This window comes from Nostoc sp. CCY0012 (assembly GCF_963920855.1).
GTDB lineage: Bacteria > Cyanobacteriota > Cyanobacteriia > Cyanobacteriales > Nostocaceae > Cyanocohniella.
The window spans coordinates 1-17,714 of sequence record NZ_CAWUDM010000112.1 but is presented as its reverse complement, the minus strand read 5'-3'; the positions used below and the strand labels follow the sequence as shown (position 1 = coordinate 17,714).

The 17,714-nt window shown below is 41.8% G+C and carries 15 protein-coding genes and 2 pseudogenes; 6 read left to right on the top strand and 11 right to left on the bottom strand.

What is annotated here, in order from left to right; all coding sequences use genetic code 11:
• Nucleotides 1-52 precede the first annotated feature (52 nt).
• Nucleotides 53-2,947 carry a cation-translocating P-type ATPase gene (locus ACM0OS_RS23840; RefSeq protein WP_414545657.1) on the bottom strand — a complete coding sequence of 965 codons (2,895 nt, stop codon included), beginning with the start codon at nucleotides 2,945-2,947 and terminating at the stop codon, nucleotides 53-55.
• A gap of 254 nt (nucleotides 2,948-3,201) precedes the next feature.
• Between ACM0OS_RS23840 and ACM0OS_RS23835 the strand changes: the two genes are divergently transcribed.
• The 4 genes from ACM0OS_RS23835 to ACM0OS_RS23820 all read left to right on the top strand — a co-directional run bounded on the left by ACM0OS_RS23835 (nucleotide 3,202) and on the right by ACM0OS_RS23820 (nucleotide 7,537).
• Nucleotides 3,202-4,890: a transglutaminase domain-containing protein gene (locus ACM0OS_RS23835; RefSeq protein WP_414545656.1), complete on the top strand. Its 1,689-nt coding sequence runs from the start codon at nucleotides 3,202-3,204 to the stop codon at nucleotides 4,888-4,890.
• Between the two features lie 169 nt (nucleotides 4,891-5,059).
• Nucleotides 5,060-5,206, top strand: coding sequence for a hypothetical protein (locus ACM0OS_RS23830; protein WP_414545655.1), 147 nt, complete (start codon nucleotides 5,060-5,062; stop codon nucleotides 5,204-5,206).
• A gap of 202 nt (nucleotides 5,207-5,408) precedes the next feature.
• The gene (locus ACM0OS_RS23825; protein WP_414545654.1) at nucleotides 5,409-6,299 is read left to right on the top strand and encodes an alpha/beta fold hydrolase; all 891 of its coding nucleotides are present in this window, start codon (nucleotides 5,409-5,411) and stop codon (nucleotides 6,297-6,299) included.
• A gap of 233 nt (nucleotides 6,300-6,532) precedes the next feature.
• Nucleotides 6,533-7,537 carry a serine/threonine protein kinase gene (locus ACM0OS_RS23820; RefSeq protein ID WP_414545653.1) on the top strand — a complete coding sequence of 335 codons (1,005 nt, stop codon included), beginning with the start codon at nucleotides 6,533-6,535 and terminating at the stop codon, nucleotides 7,535-7,537.
• 79 nt (nucleotides 7,538-7,616) lie between these two features.
• Here ACM0OS_RS23820 and rimM read toward each other — a convergent pair whose 3' ends face one another.
• The 5 genes and pseudogenes from rimM to ACM0OS_RS23795 all read right to left on the bottom strand — a co-directional run.
• Nucleotides 7,617-8,270, bottom strand: coding sequence for a ribosome maturation factor RimM (gene rimM / locus ACM0OS_RS23815; RefSeq protein WP_414545652.1), 654 nt, complete (start codon nucleotides 8,268-8,270; stop codon nucleotides 7,617-7,619).
• A 4-nt stretch (nucleotides 8,271-8,274) separates the two neighbouring features.
• A complete protein-coding gene (locus tag ACM0OS_RS23810) occupies nucleotides 8,275-9,558 on the bottom strand; it encodes a valine--pyruvate transaminase (protein ID WP_414545651.1) in 1,284 nt (427 codons plus the stop codon).
• 223 nt (nucleotides 9,559-9,781) lie between these two features.
• Complete coding sequence (locus ACM0OS_RS23805) at nucleotides 9,782-10,210, bottom strand: hypothetical protein (RefSeq protein WP_414545650.1); 429 nt, start codon at nucleotides 10,208-10,210, stop codon at nucleotides 9,782-9,784.
• Nucleotides 10,197-10,418, bottom strand: coding sequence for a hypothetical protein (locus tag ACM0OS_RS23800; RefSeq protein WP_414545649.1), 222 nt, complete (start codon nucleotides 10,416-10,418; stop codon nucleotides 10,197-10,199). The genes ACM0OS_RS23805 and ACM0OS_RS23800 overlap by 14 nt, the downstream gene beginning before the upstream one ends.
• Nucleotides 10,419-10,543: 125 nt before the next feature.
• Nucleotides 10,544-10,618 (bottom strand): annotated as a pseudogene (locus ACM0OS_RS23795) (Uma2 family endonuclease); the annotation flags it as partial.
• Between the two features lie 491 nt (nucleotides 10,619-11,109).
• Between ACM0OS_RS23795 and ACM0OS_RS23790 the strand changes: the two are divergent.
• Complete coding sequence (locus ACM0OS_RS23790; protein WP_414545648.1) at nucleotides 11,110-12,219, top strand: S-(hydroxymethyl)glutathione dehydrogenase/class III alcohol dehydrogenase; 1,110 nt, start codon at nucleotides 11,110-11,112, stop codon at nucleotides 12,217-12,219.
• Nucleotides 12,220-12,287: 68 nt separating this feature from the next.
• Complete coding sequence (locus ACM0OS_RS23785) at nucleotides 12,288-12,785, top strand: DUF29 domain-containing protein (RefSeq protein WP_414545647.1); 498 nt, start codon at nucleotides 12,288-12,290, stop codon at nucleotides 12,783-12,785.
• An 18-nt stretch (nucleotides 12,786-12,803) separates the two neighbouring features.
• On the opposite strand, the gene ACM0OS_RS23780 is transcribed toward ACM0OS_RS23785, so the two are convergent.
• From ACM0OS_RS23780 to ACM0OS_RS23760, 5 genes and pseudogenes are all read right to left on the bottom strand, one after another.
• Nucleotides 12,804-14,189 carry a hypothetical protein gene (locus tag ACM0OS_RS23780; protein WP_414545646.1) on the bottom strand — a complete coding sequence of 462 codons (1,386 nt, stop codon included), beginning with the start codon at nucleotides 14,187-14,189 and terminating at the stop codon, nucleotides 12,804-12,806.
• A 121-nt stretch (nucleotides 14,190-14,310) separates the two neighbouring features.
• Nucleotides 14,311-14,688, bottom strand: coding sequence for a hypothetical protein (locus tag ACM0OS_RS23775; RefSeq protein WP_414545645.1), 378 nt, complete (start codon nucleotides 14,686-14,688; stop codon nucleotides 14,311-14,313).
• A gap of 3 nt (nucleotides 14,689-14,691) precedes the next feature.
• Nucleotides 14,692-15,648, bottom strand: a complete 957-nt coding sequence (locus ACM0OS_RS23770; RefSeq protein ID WP_414545658.1) for a CHAT domain-containing protein — start codon at nucleotides 15,646-15,648, stop codon at nucleotides 14,692-14,694.
• Nucleotides 15,649-15,709: 61 nt separating this feature from the next.
• Nucleotides 15,710-16,936 (bottom strand): ISL3 family transposase, encoded by a 1,227-nt coding sequence (locus tag ACM0OS_RS23765; RefSeq protein ID WP_414545644.1) that lies wholly within the window; start codon nucleotides 16,934-16,936, stop codon nucleotides 15,710-15,712.
• Between the two features lie 126 nt (nucleotides 16,937-17,062).
• A pseudogene (locus tag ACM0OS_RS23760) lies at nucleotides 17,063-17,714 on the bottom strand (hypothetical protein); the annotation flags it as partial.

Below are 17,714 nucleotides of genomic sequence, written 5' to 3'. Positions count from 1 at the left end.
CCTGCTCCCTGCCCCCTGCCCCCCTGCTTCTTCTCCCTACTCCCTCATTCATTTACACACTCTTCCTGCCCATAAAGCGGAAGAATAATTTTTCCAATTCAACCCAGACAAACATTAAGGAACTGAAACCAAAACAGATGGCTAATTCGTTCAGTGGTAGCCATTGCAGACCGAAGAAAGCCCGTAGGGGTGGGACGTAAATTAACATGAGTTGCAAAAGCGTCGTCACAATCACGGCCCCCAGGACAAAAGGATTAGAGAAGGGATTCATCTCTATGGTGAGTCGGTTGTTAGAACGAATGGCGATCGCATGACCCATTTGGGCTACACATAAGGAAGTAAACACCATTGTTTTCCAGCGTTGCGGATCGAGTCCTGGCCCGGTTACTAACTGGACGTGATTGTAAGCCCACAACATCAACAGAATCGAAATCACGGCGAAGATAATCCCGATGCGAATCATGTAAGAACCTAACCCTCTCGCAAAAATACTTTCACGGGGATTAAAAGGCGGGCGCTTCATGACATCTGGTTCTGGAGGTTCCACAGCTAATGCTAAGGCTGGTAAACCGTCTGTGACTAAGTTCATCCAGAGAATTTGTAATGGCGTCAGGGGAACACCTCCCAGTCCGAGAAGTGGGGCTGAGGCAATGGTGAGAACTTCGCCAATGTTACTACCGAGGATGTATTTAATAAAGCGGCGAATATTGGTGTAAACAACTCTGCCTTCTTTAGTTGCGGCGACAATGGTCGCAAAGTTGTCATCCAGTAGCACCATATCACTAGCTTCTTTACTCACATCTGTGCCAGTGATGCCCATTGCAATGCCAATGTCAGCTTGTTTCAAGGCTGGGGCATCATTAACACCATCGCCGGTCATGGCTACAAATCGTCCCCGACGTTGTAGTGCTTGGACAATTCGCAGTTTGTGTTCTGGGGAAACCCTAGCGTAGATGCTTACCAGGTCAACATTTTGCTCTAGTTCCTGGTCACTCATGCGCTGTAATTCTTGGCCTGTGAGGACTCTATCACCTTCCTGGGCAATTCCCAAATCAAAGGCGATCGCTTGGGCAGTTAATTGGTGGTCGCCTGTAATCATGATGGGGCGAATGCCTGCCTCACGACACTCTTGTACTGCTGCCCTCACCTCTGGGCGCGGGGCATCCAGCATTCCCACTAAGCCTAGCCAGACTAAATTTGTCTCCGATGTCTCATCTGACCCTTCCGGGGGAATTTCTGCCAAGGGTTTGTAAGCAAAACCAAGTACCCGCAAACCTTTACTGGCCATCTGGTCATTTTCTGCCAGAATTTTTTGGCGTTGTGCATCAGTTAATGGATCTGAGTGATTACCCAAATGAATCTGAGTACAACGCGCCAAGGTTAGTTCTGGTGAACCTTTGGTAAACATTACATAGGGAGTGGGGAGTAGGGAGTAGGGAGTAGGGGAAGAATTTGGGGTAACTGGAGTTGTCTCATCCCCTTGCTCTCCATTTCCCCGCCCTTGACACACAACACTCATGCGTTTGCGTTCTGAGGAAAAGGGAAATTCGCCAATGCGGGGTAATTTGTTCTGCCATTGGTCTTTTTCAATTCCGGCTTTACCTGCCAAGGTGATTAATGCACCTTCGGTGGGATCTCCCAAAATTGCCCATTCACCTTTTTCTTTTTGTAGCACCGAGTCATTACAGACGGCACAGGCCACAAGCAAAGCGGAGATTTCTGGATAATCTTCTACGGGGATTGTTTGAGTATTTAACTGAAAATCGCCTGTGGGAGCATAACCTTCTCCGGTGACCCGAAAAGCATTATTATTGATATAAACTGATTGCACCACCATTTTGTTTTGGGTGAGGGTGCCAGTCTTGTCAGAACAAATAGTAGTTACAGAACCCAAAGTTTCCACTGCTGGTAGCTTACGAATCAAAGCATTATGACGTACCATACGCTGGGTTCCTAGTGCCAGGGTCACGGTAATTACTGCCGGTAAACCCTCAGGAACTACAGCCACCGCCATACTCAAGGAAATTTCTAGCAATTCTCGGAGGTTGCTAAAACCTCTGGCTTGAATAATCCCACCAACAACCACAAAAGCTACCAGAACTAGAGAACCTGTCACCAGGACATTACCTAGTTGGGTCATCCGTTGCTGTAAAGGAGTCGGTTCATTTTCCACTGACTGCAACAGGGTAGCAATTCTACCAAGTTCCGTTTGCATCCCAGTGTTTGTTACTAATACCTTGGCGCGTCCTTGGACGACTTCTGTGCCTTGAAAGACTAAATTCAGGCGATCGCCCAATGATGTTTCTTCAGGCAATAATAAACTTGCTTGCTTGTTTACAGATGCCGCTTCCCCTGTGAGTGCTGACTCCCGCACTTGTAGATTCGATTGTTCAATCAAGCGTCCGTCTGCTGCTATCTGCATCCCGGCTTCCAGCAGCATGACATCTCCTGGTACCAGTTCCTTGGCTGCTATCTCCATCAATTTGCCGTTACGGAGGACTCGCACTAAAGGAGAAGTCAGTTTTTTCAGTGCAGCTAAAGCTTTTTCGGCCCTGGCTTCTTGGACATAGCCCAGTACGCCATTGAGAATGACGATAGCCATAATTGCGATCGTATCTTTAAATGGCACTTCACCAGGGTCAAATTCTCCTGCTTGCCAGGCCATGAAGTCTAAAAACCCGGAAATGAAAGCTACGGCAATCAGCATCAACAACATAATGTTCTTGAACTGATCCAGTAAAATTTCCCAAGCGCCGCGACCTTCGTTTTCTTCTAGTTCATTGGGGCCGTATTTTTGCACCCGTTGTTGCACTTCTGGGGATGTTAAGCCACGGTCTGCGTTACTATCAAGCAGGTCTAGTGCTTTATCAACTTCCAAACTATGCCAAACGGCGGGATCTTCTCCTGATGGAGATGCTTCGTGAACAGGCAACGAATTAGCAGACATTGTGTATGACAGAGGAAATGGTTACAAAATTCGATCATAATTTAGGCATGACGGGAAAAGCATCAACTAAAGTTACATTTATGGCTGTGATGCCAGTAACTTGCTGATATTTTTCCGGCTACTTAGGTACTATTACTTGATGCACCGTGTTTTTCCAGACATTTTATTCAAGATAGTGAACGATAAAATTCACTGGGTGGATGACAAAGTATACGCCAAAATAAATTTTAGGCGTGCTAAACCGTTAAATAAATATGCGTAATATAAGTTTTGCACTCCCTAGTTTGATTGCTAGCCAGATGTTTGGTCAAAGGACGATTCGACCGCTAACAGCTGCCGCACTGTGTGGCATTGCTTTCATCAAAGATACGCTACTTGCCATTGATACTCCCAAAGGGCATTTACTGGAAATTGATCCCGCCTCTGACAATAGCAAAATCCTCAATCCTCACCAGGTAAAGGAATTTAGTGAAGTTACAGGTTTAGCAGTGTGGTCAGATTCATTGTGGGTAACGCGTGAAAACAGTGTTTACTTGTCTAAGCTCTCGTCTTTAGGTCTAGAGCATTTTGCCACCTTGCCTTACGCTGCTGATGGCGTGGCTGTTTGGGAATCGACAGTTTATGTTAGCTGCCAAAAGCTTGGATCTATTTTAATTTTTGATCGGGAAACCCGCAAAGAAATCACTAGGTTTTACGCACCTGGGGTTGGTATAGAAAATTTGGCAGTGAGTCAAGATATCCTTTGGGTTTGCGATCGCACTGAGCAAACAGTTTACGCTATGGATAGGGCTACGGGGGAAATTCAATTTAGTGTCCTCACGCCATTTGACTCTCCTACCGGTATTGCTATCCATACCAATGATGAAACAGGTAAAGAAACACTGTTTGTCGCTTATGCCTCAGATGAGCCTTATATTCGGGATAACCCCAATGCTGACCCGAATCATGAATTAACTTACCGCGATCGCACTTTTATTCATCCGCTGCATTATCATCACGACCCAGATAAGCACTACGCCCTCTCTAACGGCTACCTGATTGAAATGTCCTATGCTGAGGAAATTGCCCCTTTAGAAGAGGTGTATTTGCCAGCGGTAGAATGGCGCATTGCCCTACCATCAGAAACTGAACGTCAAAAGGTAAAACATATTGAACCCATTGGTATGCCTTTTACCGAAGAAGTCATTGATGGGCAACGTGTAGCAGTCTTTAAATTTGATACCCTCACTCCCGGCGAAAGACATATCTTTGGTTGGAAAGCTTTGTTAGAAGTTCGCGGCATCAAGTATCGCATTACACCTAGAGACGTAGAAGATATTCCTGGACTATCACCAGAATTTCAAGAGCGCTACCTAGTTGATGATGACGATTTGGCAATGGAGACAACCATCGTCCGTCGTGCAGCCCATGAGGCTATTGGTTCGGAAACCAATGTGCTGCGAAAAATGTACAACATTCGCAACTACGTTTATGACGAGTTGTCTTATGGCATTAAGCCTTACATTGACACCCCAGATTTGGTCTTAGAACGAGGTGTTGGTTCTTGTGGCGAGTATGTTGGCGTTTTACTAGCTTTGTGTCGCTTAAATGGCATCCCCTGTCGCACCGTCGGTAGATATAAATGTCCTCCCCATAGCGAACACCAAGGAGTGCCATTACAACCAGACTTTAACCATGTTTGGTTAGAGTTTTACATTCCAGGTTTTGGCTGGCTACCAATGGAATCTAATCCTGATGATGTGGGTCACGGTGGCCCATATCCTACACGCTTTTTTATGGGCTTATGTTGGTATCACATTGAAATTGGTAAAGGTATTTCCTTTGAAACTTTGAGCAGTCAAGGTATCAGGTTGACTAAAGATGACATCCCTCTTGGTGACTTAGCAATTAATCACATTCGCTTTACCATTCTTAACGAATTACCGCCATTTAGTAATGAGTGAATGTAAGTAAGTGGCAAAGCTAAAATGGTGCATGAGATGTAGGTTGGTTTAAGCGCATCGCAAACCAACGCTGCCAATGATTTTGGGTTTCCTACGTCACCCAACCTACAATTTTTTTGCACTAATTTAGTCCTGTCAGTCCAGTCGGCTTACCCAAAAAAGCGGAGACTTGAACGCAAGTCAAAAACCAGATTTAATGGATTACCTTCCTCCGGGTGTGCGTCCACCTTCATCGTTACTACCACAGTGGGGACTAGATTTACCAGGGTCGCAGCCTTCAGCACCAGAGACGGGGATTCTTGGATCTAAGACATAACTTGCTCATGCAGGTTTTCACTCCTCGTAAGGCAAAAGATACAAGTACCCCTGTATTTATTAATCCCTGGTTGGTAATGAAAATAACATTGACTTTAATCTATGAATCCTCAAATCTAGCCCCTAACCTCTGAGCTTTTTGTCCGGAATTATTAATGTTCAGCGACAATACTATATAGAACAATACTTTACGAATTTTAATAATGACCGGAACTACACAGCAGCTACCTTCAGTCACCTTAGAAAAACTTATTTGGACTTGGCAAGGACACAAAATTCAATATACTGTCATGGGCAAAGGTCGCCCTTTGGTATTGGTTCATGGTTTTGGTGCTTCCATTGGACATTGGCGAAAAAATATTCCAGTTTTAGCTAATGCTGGGTATCAGGTTTTTGCTTTGGATCTTTTAGGTTTTGGTGGTTCTGATAAAGCACTAATTAATTACACAGTGGAAGTATGGGTAGAACTGCTGAAAGATTTTTGGCACGCACATATCCAAGAACCTGCGGTATTTATTGGTAACTCCATTGGCGCCCTTTTAAGCTTAATGGTGCTAGCAGAACATCCCGAAATTGCTGCTGGTGGTGTTTTAATTAACTCAGCTGGTGGTTTGAGTCATCGTCCCCATGAATTGAACCCACCGTTAAGGGCAGTGATGGCAGCTTTTAATGGATTTGTGCGATCGCCTATCACTGGTAAATTTGTGTATAATCGCATTCGTCAAAAATCGCAAATTCGTCGTACTTTATACCAAGTTTATCGTAATCGTGAAGCCGTTACCGATGAATTAGTTGATATTCTTTATACTCCATCTTGCGATCCCGGCGCGCAGCAAGTTTTTGCTTCCATTCTTACAGCGCCTCCTGGCCCTACACCTGGGGAACTCTTGCCCAAAATAGAACGTCCCTTATTAGTAATTTGGGGTGCTGATGACCCTTGGACACCAATTACCGGGGCCAAGATATATGAAGAAGCGTGTGAGAATGGCAAAGACATCAAGATTATTCCCATTCCTAACGCTGGTCATTGTCCTCATGACGAAGTTCCAGATATTGTCAATGCCCAGATTGTCAATTGGTTAGCGCAAAGTTAATCATTGAGCAGATAGATGTCCTTTGGATATCTAGGCTTTAAGTAGAGGACTTATGCAAAATTATTCAGAGTTTCAGATAGTTTTTGCGTAAGTCCTAAAGTAGATGCAAAGACAGGTTTGTTTTGATAGCGTCTTTGTATGGATAGGGCAAAAAAGCGGCTAACAATACTGGGTGAGTACCTCTTAATTTTTTAATTGCACCTTGACAAAATCAGACTCAAATGGTGTGTGTAATGGAGCTTGATGTACATAAGCGAGAGGCAATTCCTTTAAATGATTATCCTGATTTTTCTGAGTTAGGCTATCAAGTTATTAAAGAACTAGGACACAATCAACAAGAAGAACGGGTTACTTACCTAGCTAATGGCTGTAAATCTGATCAGCAGGTAGTGATTAAAAAATTCAATGTTGCTAGAACAAGTGCAGACTGGTTTGGGTTGAAAACTTATGAACGTGAAATTCAAATCCTCCAACAACTTGATCATCCCCGCATCCCTCGCTACATAGAATGTTTTGAATTATCCGGTAATTTTTATCTGGTACAAGAGTATAAAAATGCTCAATCATTGACTTGGCAACACAAATTTCAACCAGAAGAAATCAAGCAAATAGCTATATCAATTTTAGAAATTTTGGTTTATTTGCAACAGCAAGTCAACCCGATTATTCATCGAGATATTAAACCAGAAAACATTTTAGTAGATGAGCAACTAAACGCTTATCTAGTTGATTTTGGATTGGCGCGGATACAAGGTGCAAAAATAGCTCTGAGTAGTTTTGCCTCTGGAACGCCGGGTTTTATGCCACCAGAAGAACAACTTGGTTATACCCTCAACCAATCCTCAGATTTGTATAGTTTGGGGGGAACACTAATTTGCCTACTCACTAATACCCGTTCTATTGATATTGGCAAGTTGATAGATCATAAATATCGGTTTCATTTCCAGACATTAGTACCCCAACTGAACCCGAATTTTAAATCATGGTTGGCAAAAATGGTGGAACGCAAGTGTAAACATCGCTATGCCAATGCAGCTGCTGCTTTAAAAGCATTGAAACCACTTCAAGTTACGGGTGGTGAAACTACCATAGATATTTTATTTGCGGCAATCAAATTTAGACAACGAACAGCCATACTGGGGCTAGTTGTGGTAATGATGATTGTAATGGCTGCAACAACTTTGATACTTTCCGAGGAAGGGGGGGTGGCCCAGCAGTTGGGGGAAATTAAGAAGTAGGGAAACCCCCTTTGGGGAAGTGAAAAAGCAGGGGAGCTATCGCCCACAATTCCACTCGGCTTTAAACCTTATCTTTTGGTCAAGTTGCTAATTCCATTAACCCAGGGGGTGGCGTAATTTCAATACGATGGGCTGGCAAATCTACTACAGGGGCGATCGCAGTAACGAATGGGATCAAAATAGTCTTGGGGGGTTTTGTTTTTTCTCCCTCAACAGCTTCATTTTGTTGATGCAACTTTACTTCCAGTAAATCATTACCAGCCGGAATCACATCTACCACAGTACCCACAAGTTCCCCAGATTCTTGCATGAAGACTTCCACACCAATCAAATCGATGACATGATATTCATCTTCACCCAATGGGGGGCGATCGCTTGCTGGTACCATCAATTTACAACCACGCATCTCTTCAGCTTGGTTACGATCTTCCACCCCAGCTAACTCAATCACATACAAATTTTTCCCTTCAATATAACGCCCTCCCAACAACTCCACAGGCTGCGGTTCCCTCTCACCCGGACGCAACAACCAACGTGTCCCCGGAACCTCAAATCGTTCGGGAAAATCCGATTGGGGATACACCCGCAACTCTCCACATAACCCTTGAGGAGAGACAATCTTACCAATTTCCAACCATTCATCAGGAATAGGGAGTAGGTTGGTAAACTTCCCCCCTGCTCCCTGCTCCCTGCTCCCCTGCCTCTTCTTCGCGCCTTGGCGGTTCGTTTTCATAATCTTAGGCACTCACAACAGCACGCTGATAAACTTGTTCAGCCACTTTTGCTAAACGCTGCATTCCCGTGACAATCTCCTCATCACTACCAGTCAAACTAATACGTAAACATTGATGCTTGTGTGGCCACTCTTCCCGCAAACCAGGGAAGAACGTACTACCAGGGACAACTATTACACCCACCTGCTTGAGTTGCTGGTAAAATTCCCAATCAGTAATTGGTAGATCCTGTAACCACAACCAAGCAAATATCGCCCCCTCACCCCGATGCAAGAACCAAGGTAAATCCTGAGGCATGGCTGCATCTAACGTATCTTCTAATACAGTAAATTTTTTCTGATAAAACGGACGAATAACGTCTGCGGCTATTGCTGGCAAAGCACCAGAATTAATTGCCAAAGCTGCGATCGCCTGCCCGTATCTTGATGGATGAATACACAAATTTGTCTGGAAGCACTCCAGAACTTGAATCATGCTTTCATCACCAATGGCAACACCGATGCGTTCTCCGGGTAATCCCACCTTGGATAAACTCATGCAGTGCAAAATATTACCACCAAATACAGGTGTCATTTCCGTAAAATTCAACGCCGGGAAAGGAGGCGCATAAGCTGAGTCAATCAACACAGGTACATCAAAAGGTGCAGCCAAAGCCGCAATTTTTTTAACTTCTTCGTCACTCAGTACATTACCCGTGGGGTTACAAGGACGAGAGAAAATCACACAACCCGTATTTTCTGTAATTGCTAGTTGGCTAAAATCTGGACGATATTTAAATCTGTGAGCAGGTGCATCAATATCTAGGGTGGGTTTGTAAGCGATTAAGGCTTCTGGAACTAAAGTAACGCCGCCGTAACCCGTATAATCGGGACTGAGGGGCAAAACGATTTGTTTGAGGTCACCGTCAGTTGTGTAGCCTCCAAAGGCATTAGCAGCGTAGAAATAAAGGCTTTGGCTGCCGGGTGTAATCAGGATATTACGTTCCGTCAACTTTAAACCATAGCGCTTATTAAAGTCGTTGGCGATCGCCTCAATTAACGGCCCATAACCTTGACTAGAACCGTAACGACAAACCACTTCGCCATAGTCCGGACTAGCTAATAATTCCGCGGTACAATCCCGCCATAACTGTTCCACCTCCGGTAAAATCAGCGGGTTACCGGCACTCAAATTCATAAATTCTTGCCCCGCCCCAGCTTTTAACGTTTCGATAATGTCCTTCATAATCGCTCGGACGCCAGTTAAGTTGGACATTTGAGCGCCAATTCTAGTTAGGGCAGGGTTCATAAGCTTTGCGAAAATAGAGATAAGATCAAAGTTAACAAAATAATGGCGGATCGGTACCATTATCCAGGTTTACCGCCTGTAACTAATGTACCAATCTCGGAGAAAAAAGCCATTCTATCATTCTGGACGCCAGAGCAAGTGGAGAGAGAAGAGGCATCACAGTAATTTTCCTCCTGAACTTGCATGAATTAGGAAGCAGATTGATTAGTCCTTGTTGACATCCTCACTGTGGATTTTTCTTCTTAGGACTAACTACAAAATAGAGCTGTGAGCGATAAAAACAAACATCAAACTCCATGAAAAAATTTACTTGCCCTAAAATTAAAGGAACTTGTACAGCTTTTGTCCACGCAAATACAAGTTGCACAGGTTCAAATTGAGCAACTATCGCCTCAATGACTACAACACGGGCTTCATACTCAGCCAGATTCCCTGTTAGGTTCAAAGTTGCTGTTTGACGTTCCCAAACATACCCCAAATCGATACCTATTTGATATGGCAACACGTTGACTGTTGCTCCTGTATCTAACAGCGCAGATGTTGTGATAGAACACTGCTGATTAGCCAGTGTAATCGGCATTTGAGGTCGAAAACCAGCCTCCCCCAATGTTTTGTCCGCGTTGACAAAGGGAAATTGCTCAACCCTCGGCATTGTTTTGATTTTGCGTTGTTTGTAAAACTTCTAGCATAGTGTTTGCTGCTTCAAAAGCATTATATGGAGACCAGACGGGATAAGATTGTTCTGATTTGATTAAATCTGCCTCCTGTTGGGCTAATTCTGAAATCAAAACTTGCACAACATAAAGTTTTTCAGCACGACTAAGGCCTTGCAGTGTGTTGAGTAATTGTGTTGACACCATATTTGATGCTCCGGTCAAAATAACCTGACTCTATCTTAGGATTGTTACCCAAGGGTGAAAATCAAATAATAATCTGGTTTGATGACGCAGGATGTCTAATTTAGCGGTACATACCATTTAATTAGGTCGTAAATCCAATATTCTGGGATACCCCATGCTGCATACTCAGAACGCTTGTAGCAGGAGTCTCTGTCTTCATTAGTTAATTTACAAAAAAGTCATAAAAACCACCAAATGATCAACGTCGTGGAAGCCCCTGACTTTAGACATGGGGGCAAGGCGTTGGCGATTTTATAGCAGCCCAAGGCACGCTAACGCGAACGCTGTCGAAAAAGACTTGGCCATGGGATAATAAATGTATGTCGAAATGGGCAGAGGCACTGTGTAACCCCACAGAAACGGTTGTGCCAGTAGACACAAAGGCTGTCGCGTAGCCTTGATAGGGTAAAAACACACTGCTTGCTAAGTAGCAAAATAATGTGTTTTTGGGGCGTGGGGATGAGTCCATCCTCTGTTTAATCGTAACCGCGCCTAGAGGTTAGGGGGGTAGTGTTTCGGAACCTGAACAGGAACCAAGCCGCTATTTCTCAGGGCTACTAAAAGCCCCCGGATTTATCCGTGGGGAATGCGTTACTCTCTACCTTCCCTGATATAAACTCATAACAGCCCATGACGCAACTTTGATAACAGAATGGAAGTTAAAGCAGCGATCGCTTACGGCGCGGGTAAGCCGTTAACTATTGAAACCGTTGAACTAGCGCCACCCCAAGCCGGGGAAGTTTTAATTGAGATTAAAGCTTCTGGAGTTTGCCATACCGATGCTTACACCCTTTCCGGTGATGATCCTGAAGGTTTGTTTCCGGCAATTTTAGGACATGAAGGCGCTGGTGTGGTGGTGGAGGTGGGCGCTGGTGTAACTAGCGTCAAACCCGGAGATCATGTAATCCCTCTTTATACCCCAGAATGCCGACAGTGTGAATATTGTCTGAGCTTCAAAACCAACCTCTGTCAAGCAATTCGCCTCACCCAAGGACGTGGTGTCATGCCTAATGGCACTAGTCGCTTTAGTATTGGTGGAGAAATGATTCATCACTACATGGGGACATCTACGTTTTCTAATTACACAGTGTTACCAGAAATTGCTGTAGCTAAAATTCGCCCAGATGCGCCGTTTGATAAGGTTTGTTATATCGGTTGCGGTGTAACTACTGGTGTAGGTGCAGTAATTAATACAGCGAAAGTGGAACCAGGTGCCAATGTCGTGGTTTTCGGCTTAGGCGGTATTGGCTTGAATGTCATCCAAGGGGCGCGGATGGTAGGCGCAAATATGATTGTCGGGGTAGATATTAATCCCAGTAAACGCGCTTTAGCAGAAAAGTTTGGGATGACGCATTTTGTGAATCCCCAAGAAGTTGAAGGTGATTTAGTTCCCTACTTGGTAGATTTAACAAAAGGCGGCGCTGATTATAGTTTTGAATGTATTGGCAATGTCAACGTCATGCGTCAAGCCTTAGAATGCTGCCATAAAGGTTGGGGTGTGAGTGTGGTTATTGGTGTTGCGGGTGCTGGACAAGAAATTCGCACTCGTCCTTTTCAACTAGTCACCGGGCGCGTTTGGAAAGGTTCAGCCTTTGGTGGTGCGAGGGGGCGTACCGATGTGCCGAAAATTGTTGATTGGTATATGGACGGGAAGATAAATATTGACGATTTAATTACTCATGTGATGCCTATTGAGCAAATTAATGATGCTTTTGATTTGATGCACAAAGGTGAATCAATTCGGAGTGTAGTCACGTTTTAATTTTGTCAAAGATGTGGTAGGCGATCGCTTCTTGATTAAAATGAAAGAATATCCTCCAGGTTTTGACCATGCAAACACCACAAACCGGAAAATCATCGGCAAACCTGAAAGCCAACCTCTATGAAAGTGACTTTTACGCCTGGACTCAGCAACAAGCTAACCTGCTGCGTGGACATGAATGGAACCAGCTTGATTTGCCCAATTTAATTGAAGAAATCGCATCTTTGGGGAGAAGGGAACGTCAAGAATTACGAAATCGCTTGAGTATTTTAATTGCACATTTACTAAAGTGGGAATTTCAATCAAGCAAACGCAGTCGGAGTTGGTTAGCAACAATTAGAGTACAACGGCGGGAAATTATCAAGTTATTGAGCGAGAATCCCAGCCTGAAGCCTTACATGGAAGAAGCATTACCAGAAGTCTACGAAAATGCTAGAGATTTAGCATCAGGTGAAACCAACTTGCCATTCTCGACTTTTCCCCAGCAATGTTTATATAGTTTGACAGAAATTCAGAGCGATCGCTTCTACCCAGGTGAACCTGTAAGTGATAATTTGATGGAATAATATTGCTCAAAACCAGGCTTATTTGCGTTTCGTCATCAGCCAACCCAAACCTATGAAAAATAATGTTGCTAGAAAACTGAAAATTACAGTTGCATAAATGGGATGGGGTGGATTTTGGGGTGAGATAATAGCTAAGGGATTATGATTTTCATCAATATATTGGGTGAGAATCCCTGAGACAATTGCACCACCACCGAAGCCAATACCTAATCTTTGGATGGTGTTTTCTAAAGAGCGATCGCTCTCGGCTTGTTCTGTTTCTACTATACCTCGGATAGTATCAACTAACTGACCAAACAATTCTTGACCTGGAGTCAAATAGTTAATATCTGTTTGTATTTGTTCTTGCCATTTTTTACAGTCTTTATTAATAAAATCTTGCCAGGATTGGGGGCTATTCCCGCCATCAATGTTTTGAATGTTCTCTAAACAAATTCTGTAATTAGTAATATTAGTAGTAATTGCCGTGTGGTGCGTTTGTAAATCTTGCAAGCATCTGGTGTAATCAAAGCTTTTTTTGGGGATTTCTACCATTAAGCTTTTTAAGCCAGATAATTGTGTTTGCTTTTTAGATATCAGTCTATTAAATTCTTTAATTTTATTTTCTAAATCACCATAAATTGCTCTCGCTTCTCGGTAGCGTTGACGAGCTTGTTGATAAATGTAAAGTATTTTGTGGTAGCTACAAAGTAAATTTAGCAACCAGTCATAAGCTTCTGCTGCAAGTGTTCCTGTTGCAGCTTGACTATTATTAATGACTATTAAAATGTGGCATTGTTTAGTAGGATTATCTGGTTCATCGGGGTCAAGTGCTTGGTATTCAAATAAAAGACTACCAAATAGTTCTCCCTGTTGTATTCGTACTGGATTTAAATTTGTGCCAGCTACTAAGGCTATGGCTAATTTTTCAGCTAGTGTATCACAATCTTCAGTTGGATCTACTTCTCCATAAATCGATAATGTTTGTCCTAAAGATGCTTGAATATTAGATGGTAGTAGGGAACTTGGTTTAAAATGTTGCAGTTGTGGTATGTCTATGGAAATGTTTGGTGATTCTGGAACCAGCGTTAAATCAACTGCGTAGGTATCGTTAAGCAAGAAAGGCTGAAGATTAGCATTAATTTTAAAGCCTTCTGGTGTGGGGAGACTACCCAAATCTAAATCTTGAGCATCAATTAAGCGTTCTGGTATTCTTCCTATTTCCCTCTTGGGGTTGTATATATTATTTTGATAGCAAATTAACTTTGAGCGTAAGTCTTTCAACCCCACAAAAGTTAGCGAATTTTCACCCACTTTTACTAAATTTTCCCACAATAGATTAGCATTTGCCACAACTTCACCGGGAAGTTCAGTTAGGGTGTGGCGGAGATGAAAAGCATAGAGACTGAGGCTGAAATTCTTCAAGATTTTTGCTTGTTTTTATATTTTGTAGTTTTTATATTTTGTAGGTTAGGTTAAGTGATAGCGCCACCTAACAAAGTCTTGATGATGTTGGGTTTCCTGAAGTCAACCCAACCTACTATTTTTAATGTTGTTGGTTATTTTTTGTGTTGTCAGATAAAGGAGAGTTCTTTTTTATGGCGTTATCTACAAGTTCCTTTGATGATTCACTAGGTTGATTGACTGGAGTCTGTGATTTGCTATTAGCTATTCCTATGTTTCTATCTACATCAATATGAGATGCAGCAGTGAGTGATTTCAGATATTGTTTGTAGGCTTCTAGAAGTTGACTACGGGATTCTGGTTGCAACCAATTTTCTATGATTTCTGAAATTTTCTCATTGTCTTCTGGTAACTGAATCGATAGTTGGTGCAGTTCATTCCAGTCTTGAGTCGGAATCAAATTTGACTGAGAGTCAAGCACTTGAATAAAAGCTTGGATGCTATTTCTATAAACTGACATTTTCTAAACTCCTTTACCTATAGTACAAAAAGCAGCCCAATAGAAAGGTGATATAAAAGGTTTGGTTGAGGCATTTTCATGATTATCAGTAAAGTATTGATTTAGTTGTGCCTGCCAAACTAGACTGAGTGAGGAGTGATTCAGCCAATCTTGAAAGCCTTTGACTGTGGTATCCCTTAACCAACATTGTGCTGTATTTAAAGCTAATACAATATTACTTTGTTGCTGTAGTTCTTCGTAAAATTTAATCATTAATAAAGCTGTAGCTGTAGCGCTGACAGTCCAAAGGCTACTGACTACATTGGTGCTACCAGCTAACAAAAATCCACTGGGTAAACCAATGTATTCATCACTCGTACTTGTGAAGTCGGTCAAACCAGTTTCGCAAGCGGAGAGAGTGACTAGGCGACAGTTTTCTAGTTTGAAGTGAGTAATGATATCTGCTAAAGTCAGGTTTCCATCAGCTAACTGTAAACCAGAATCTTGGGGAGAATTAGAGTTAAAGTATCCATGACAGAAGAAAAAGACAGAGTTAGCTTTCAGTAATTTTTCATTTAGTGTGACATTGTGAAGATTTTCATTAATGCCAAGCAGAATTGCTGACTTTTTGGCTTGGTCTTGCTTCAAAATCTTAGTATCACTAAACTGTTTTTTGATGGCTGCAACTGCTCCTAAATCTTTTTCGTAGTTTTGATATAAATCTTCTGTGGGGTTTTGGATAGCAAAGAAAGATTGAAAATCAGGACGTTGATGCAGTTGGACTTTTTGCAGAAGTTGACAACTGGGTGCATAGCCTACGCCGTTGGGGAACAAGTCAATTAAGTATGATTCCTTGACAGGTAAAGCATGGAGAGGAAACAGGTGTAAGTAGCGATGGGGAATAAATATTAATCTGTCGCATTGTTTGGGTAGTTGTTCTAATACTTCCTCAAGATGCAGAATTTCTGATAACTTTTTCAGGCGTTCTTCTAGCTGATTCTGCCATTGAATTTTATGGCTCTCCCAGACTAGATATGCTAAATTAACAACAGAAATACCAATTCAGTAAAATCCTTCTTCTAAAATTATTAAAGTTAGTTAAGCCATAAGCCCTTCTTTTAATGAGCTTAATTTTCTGATTAATCCCCTCAACAATACCTTGAGTAGTTCTGTGATCAAAATAAGCGAGAATCTCATCTATCCATCTACTAATGGTTCGACAACTTTTTGGGAAAAATTTATAAGCCGTTTGAGTCCATTCCAGGAATTTATATAAGGCTTCATCACTGGTTATGTGACTTTCAAATATATCTCTAATTGCTTCTTTATTTCGATACATTTCTCCTAATTCTGGAGCGAGTTTTTGCAGTGAATTTATCTTGGCTTTTTCCTGATCATTGAGGCTTTCTTTTTTCTTTAATAAAGGGTATTTACTGTGAGTTAATCCTGCTAATTTATCCTCTCTCTCTTGCCGATTTTTAATTTTGACTGCTGCCCGTTTTTCCTGCTTTCTTCTTTCATCTAACTCCTGATTTATTTGTTTCATTACATGGAATCTATCGGCTACTACTTGAGCATTTGGTAGCATTTCTTGGATTAAACTTTTATAGGGTATCCATAAGTCTATACTGACTTCTTCTATTTGATTTAATACCTCTGAACCTAGGCTTGATAAGTATTCTGCTATGACGGCTTTATTTCTTTTCTCCAACAACATTATTGGTTTTCTTGTTTCTAAATCTACTAATACAGCCGCATAGTTTTTTCCTCCTTTTAGCTGGGTTATTTCATCTATACCTAACTTTTTTAGCTGAAGAGGTTTTTCTTTGAGTAAATCAGCTTCTTGTTCTTTTAATAAGGTTTCTACCTCCGATGCTGTCATTCTATTTCTGATGGCTGCACTCTCTACATTCGTTTCTAATACTTCCTTAATTACTTTCATCCCTAGTCTTTTTGTATAGGTTCTTCTAGTTTTTATAAAATCTAGTGACTCACTGAAGACTTGACGACATTTTGTGCATCTCAATTGCCGACGATTTACTTTTAACAATACTTGATAATCACTCAGAGGTATATCTCTGACTGTATACCAATGATTTTGATGGATTTTATCAGTTATATGTCCACAGTGTGGACATTGACCAACTTTTAGCTTATTTTCGACTTCTATGACTATTTCATCATCAGTGATAAAGTCATAATTAATAACCTTGATATCTTCAAGATTAATAACTTTAGTAATAAAGTGCAGCAAGGGATTAGATGGCATATTTATTAAATCACTAATTCTTATCTCAACCTTTTTTATGTTTTCTAGTTCTAATTATTTTTGTATCTCTACCCTAGACTCGCTTTGAGATGTTTTTTATGATAAAAATATGAGCAGTTATCTATTTTATTTATAGTATTTTATCATAACCACTCTAGGAGAGCCAATTTTATTTTCATCTTGCAGGTTGTAGTAGTCACCTAGATATTCATTTCTCCAATGAATTAATTCATCTAAGTCTTGTTTACTAGAATGCCAGATTATTGGCTTGTTGTTGTCGCGGGTGATGATAAAAGCACGAAAACAATCATTAAAAAGGTACCATTCGATGATTGCAGCGTTGTTATCTAAGAGGTTTTGAATTACTCCAAAGTCAATGCTGCTACCAACTAAAGACGAATCTTCTGGACTGGTTAATGTTGCTTTGGCTAGCAGTTCTACTAAATTGCGGGTTTTGCTACGTTCAATATATTCTATTGCCTCGGTGTCTCTTGCCAATGCTAGGCAAACTTCCACCATGCGTATATAAAGTTGATTCCATTCTTCTGCTTGTTTACGCTTGGCTTCTTCACTAGAAATAATATCTCCGCGCAAAGCTTCTATGGTAGCAATGGCAGAGACAAAGGTATTGTAAGCTAAGTCAAATTGTTTTTCATCTTGGTATAACCTGCCGAAATTGAACAAAGTTTCTGCATGGTTTTGGGGAAAAGCGCTGCGGGTTCTAACTTCCAGTGCAGCAGAATAAGCAGCGATCGCACTTTCAATATTCTCGGCTCGT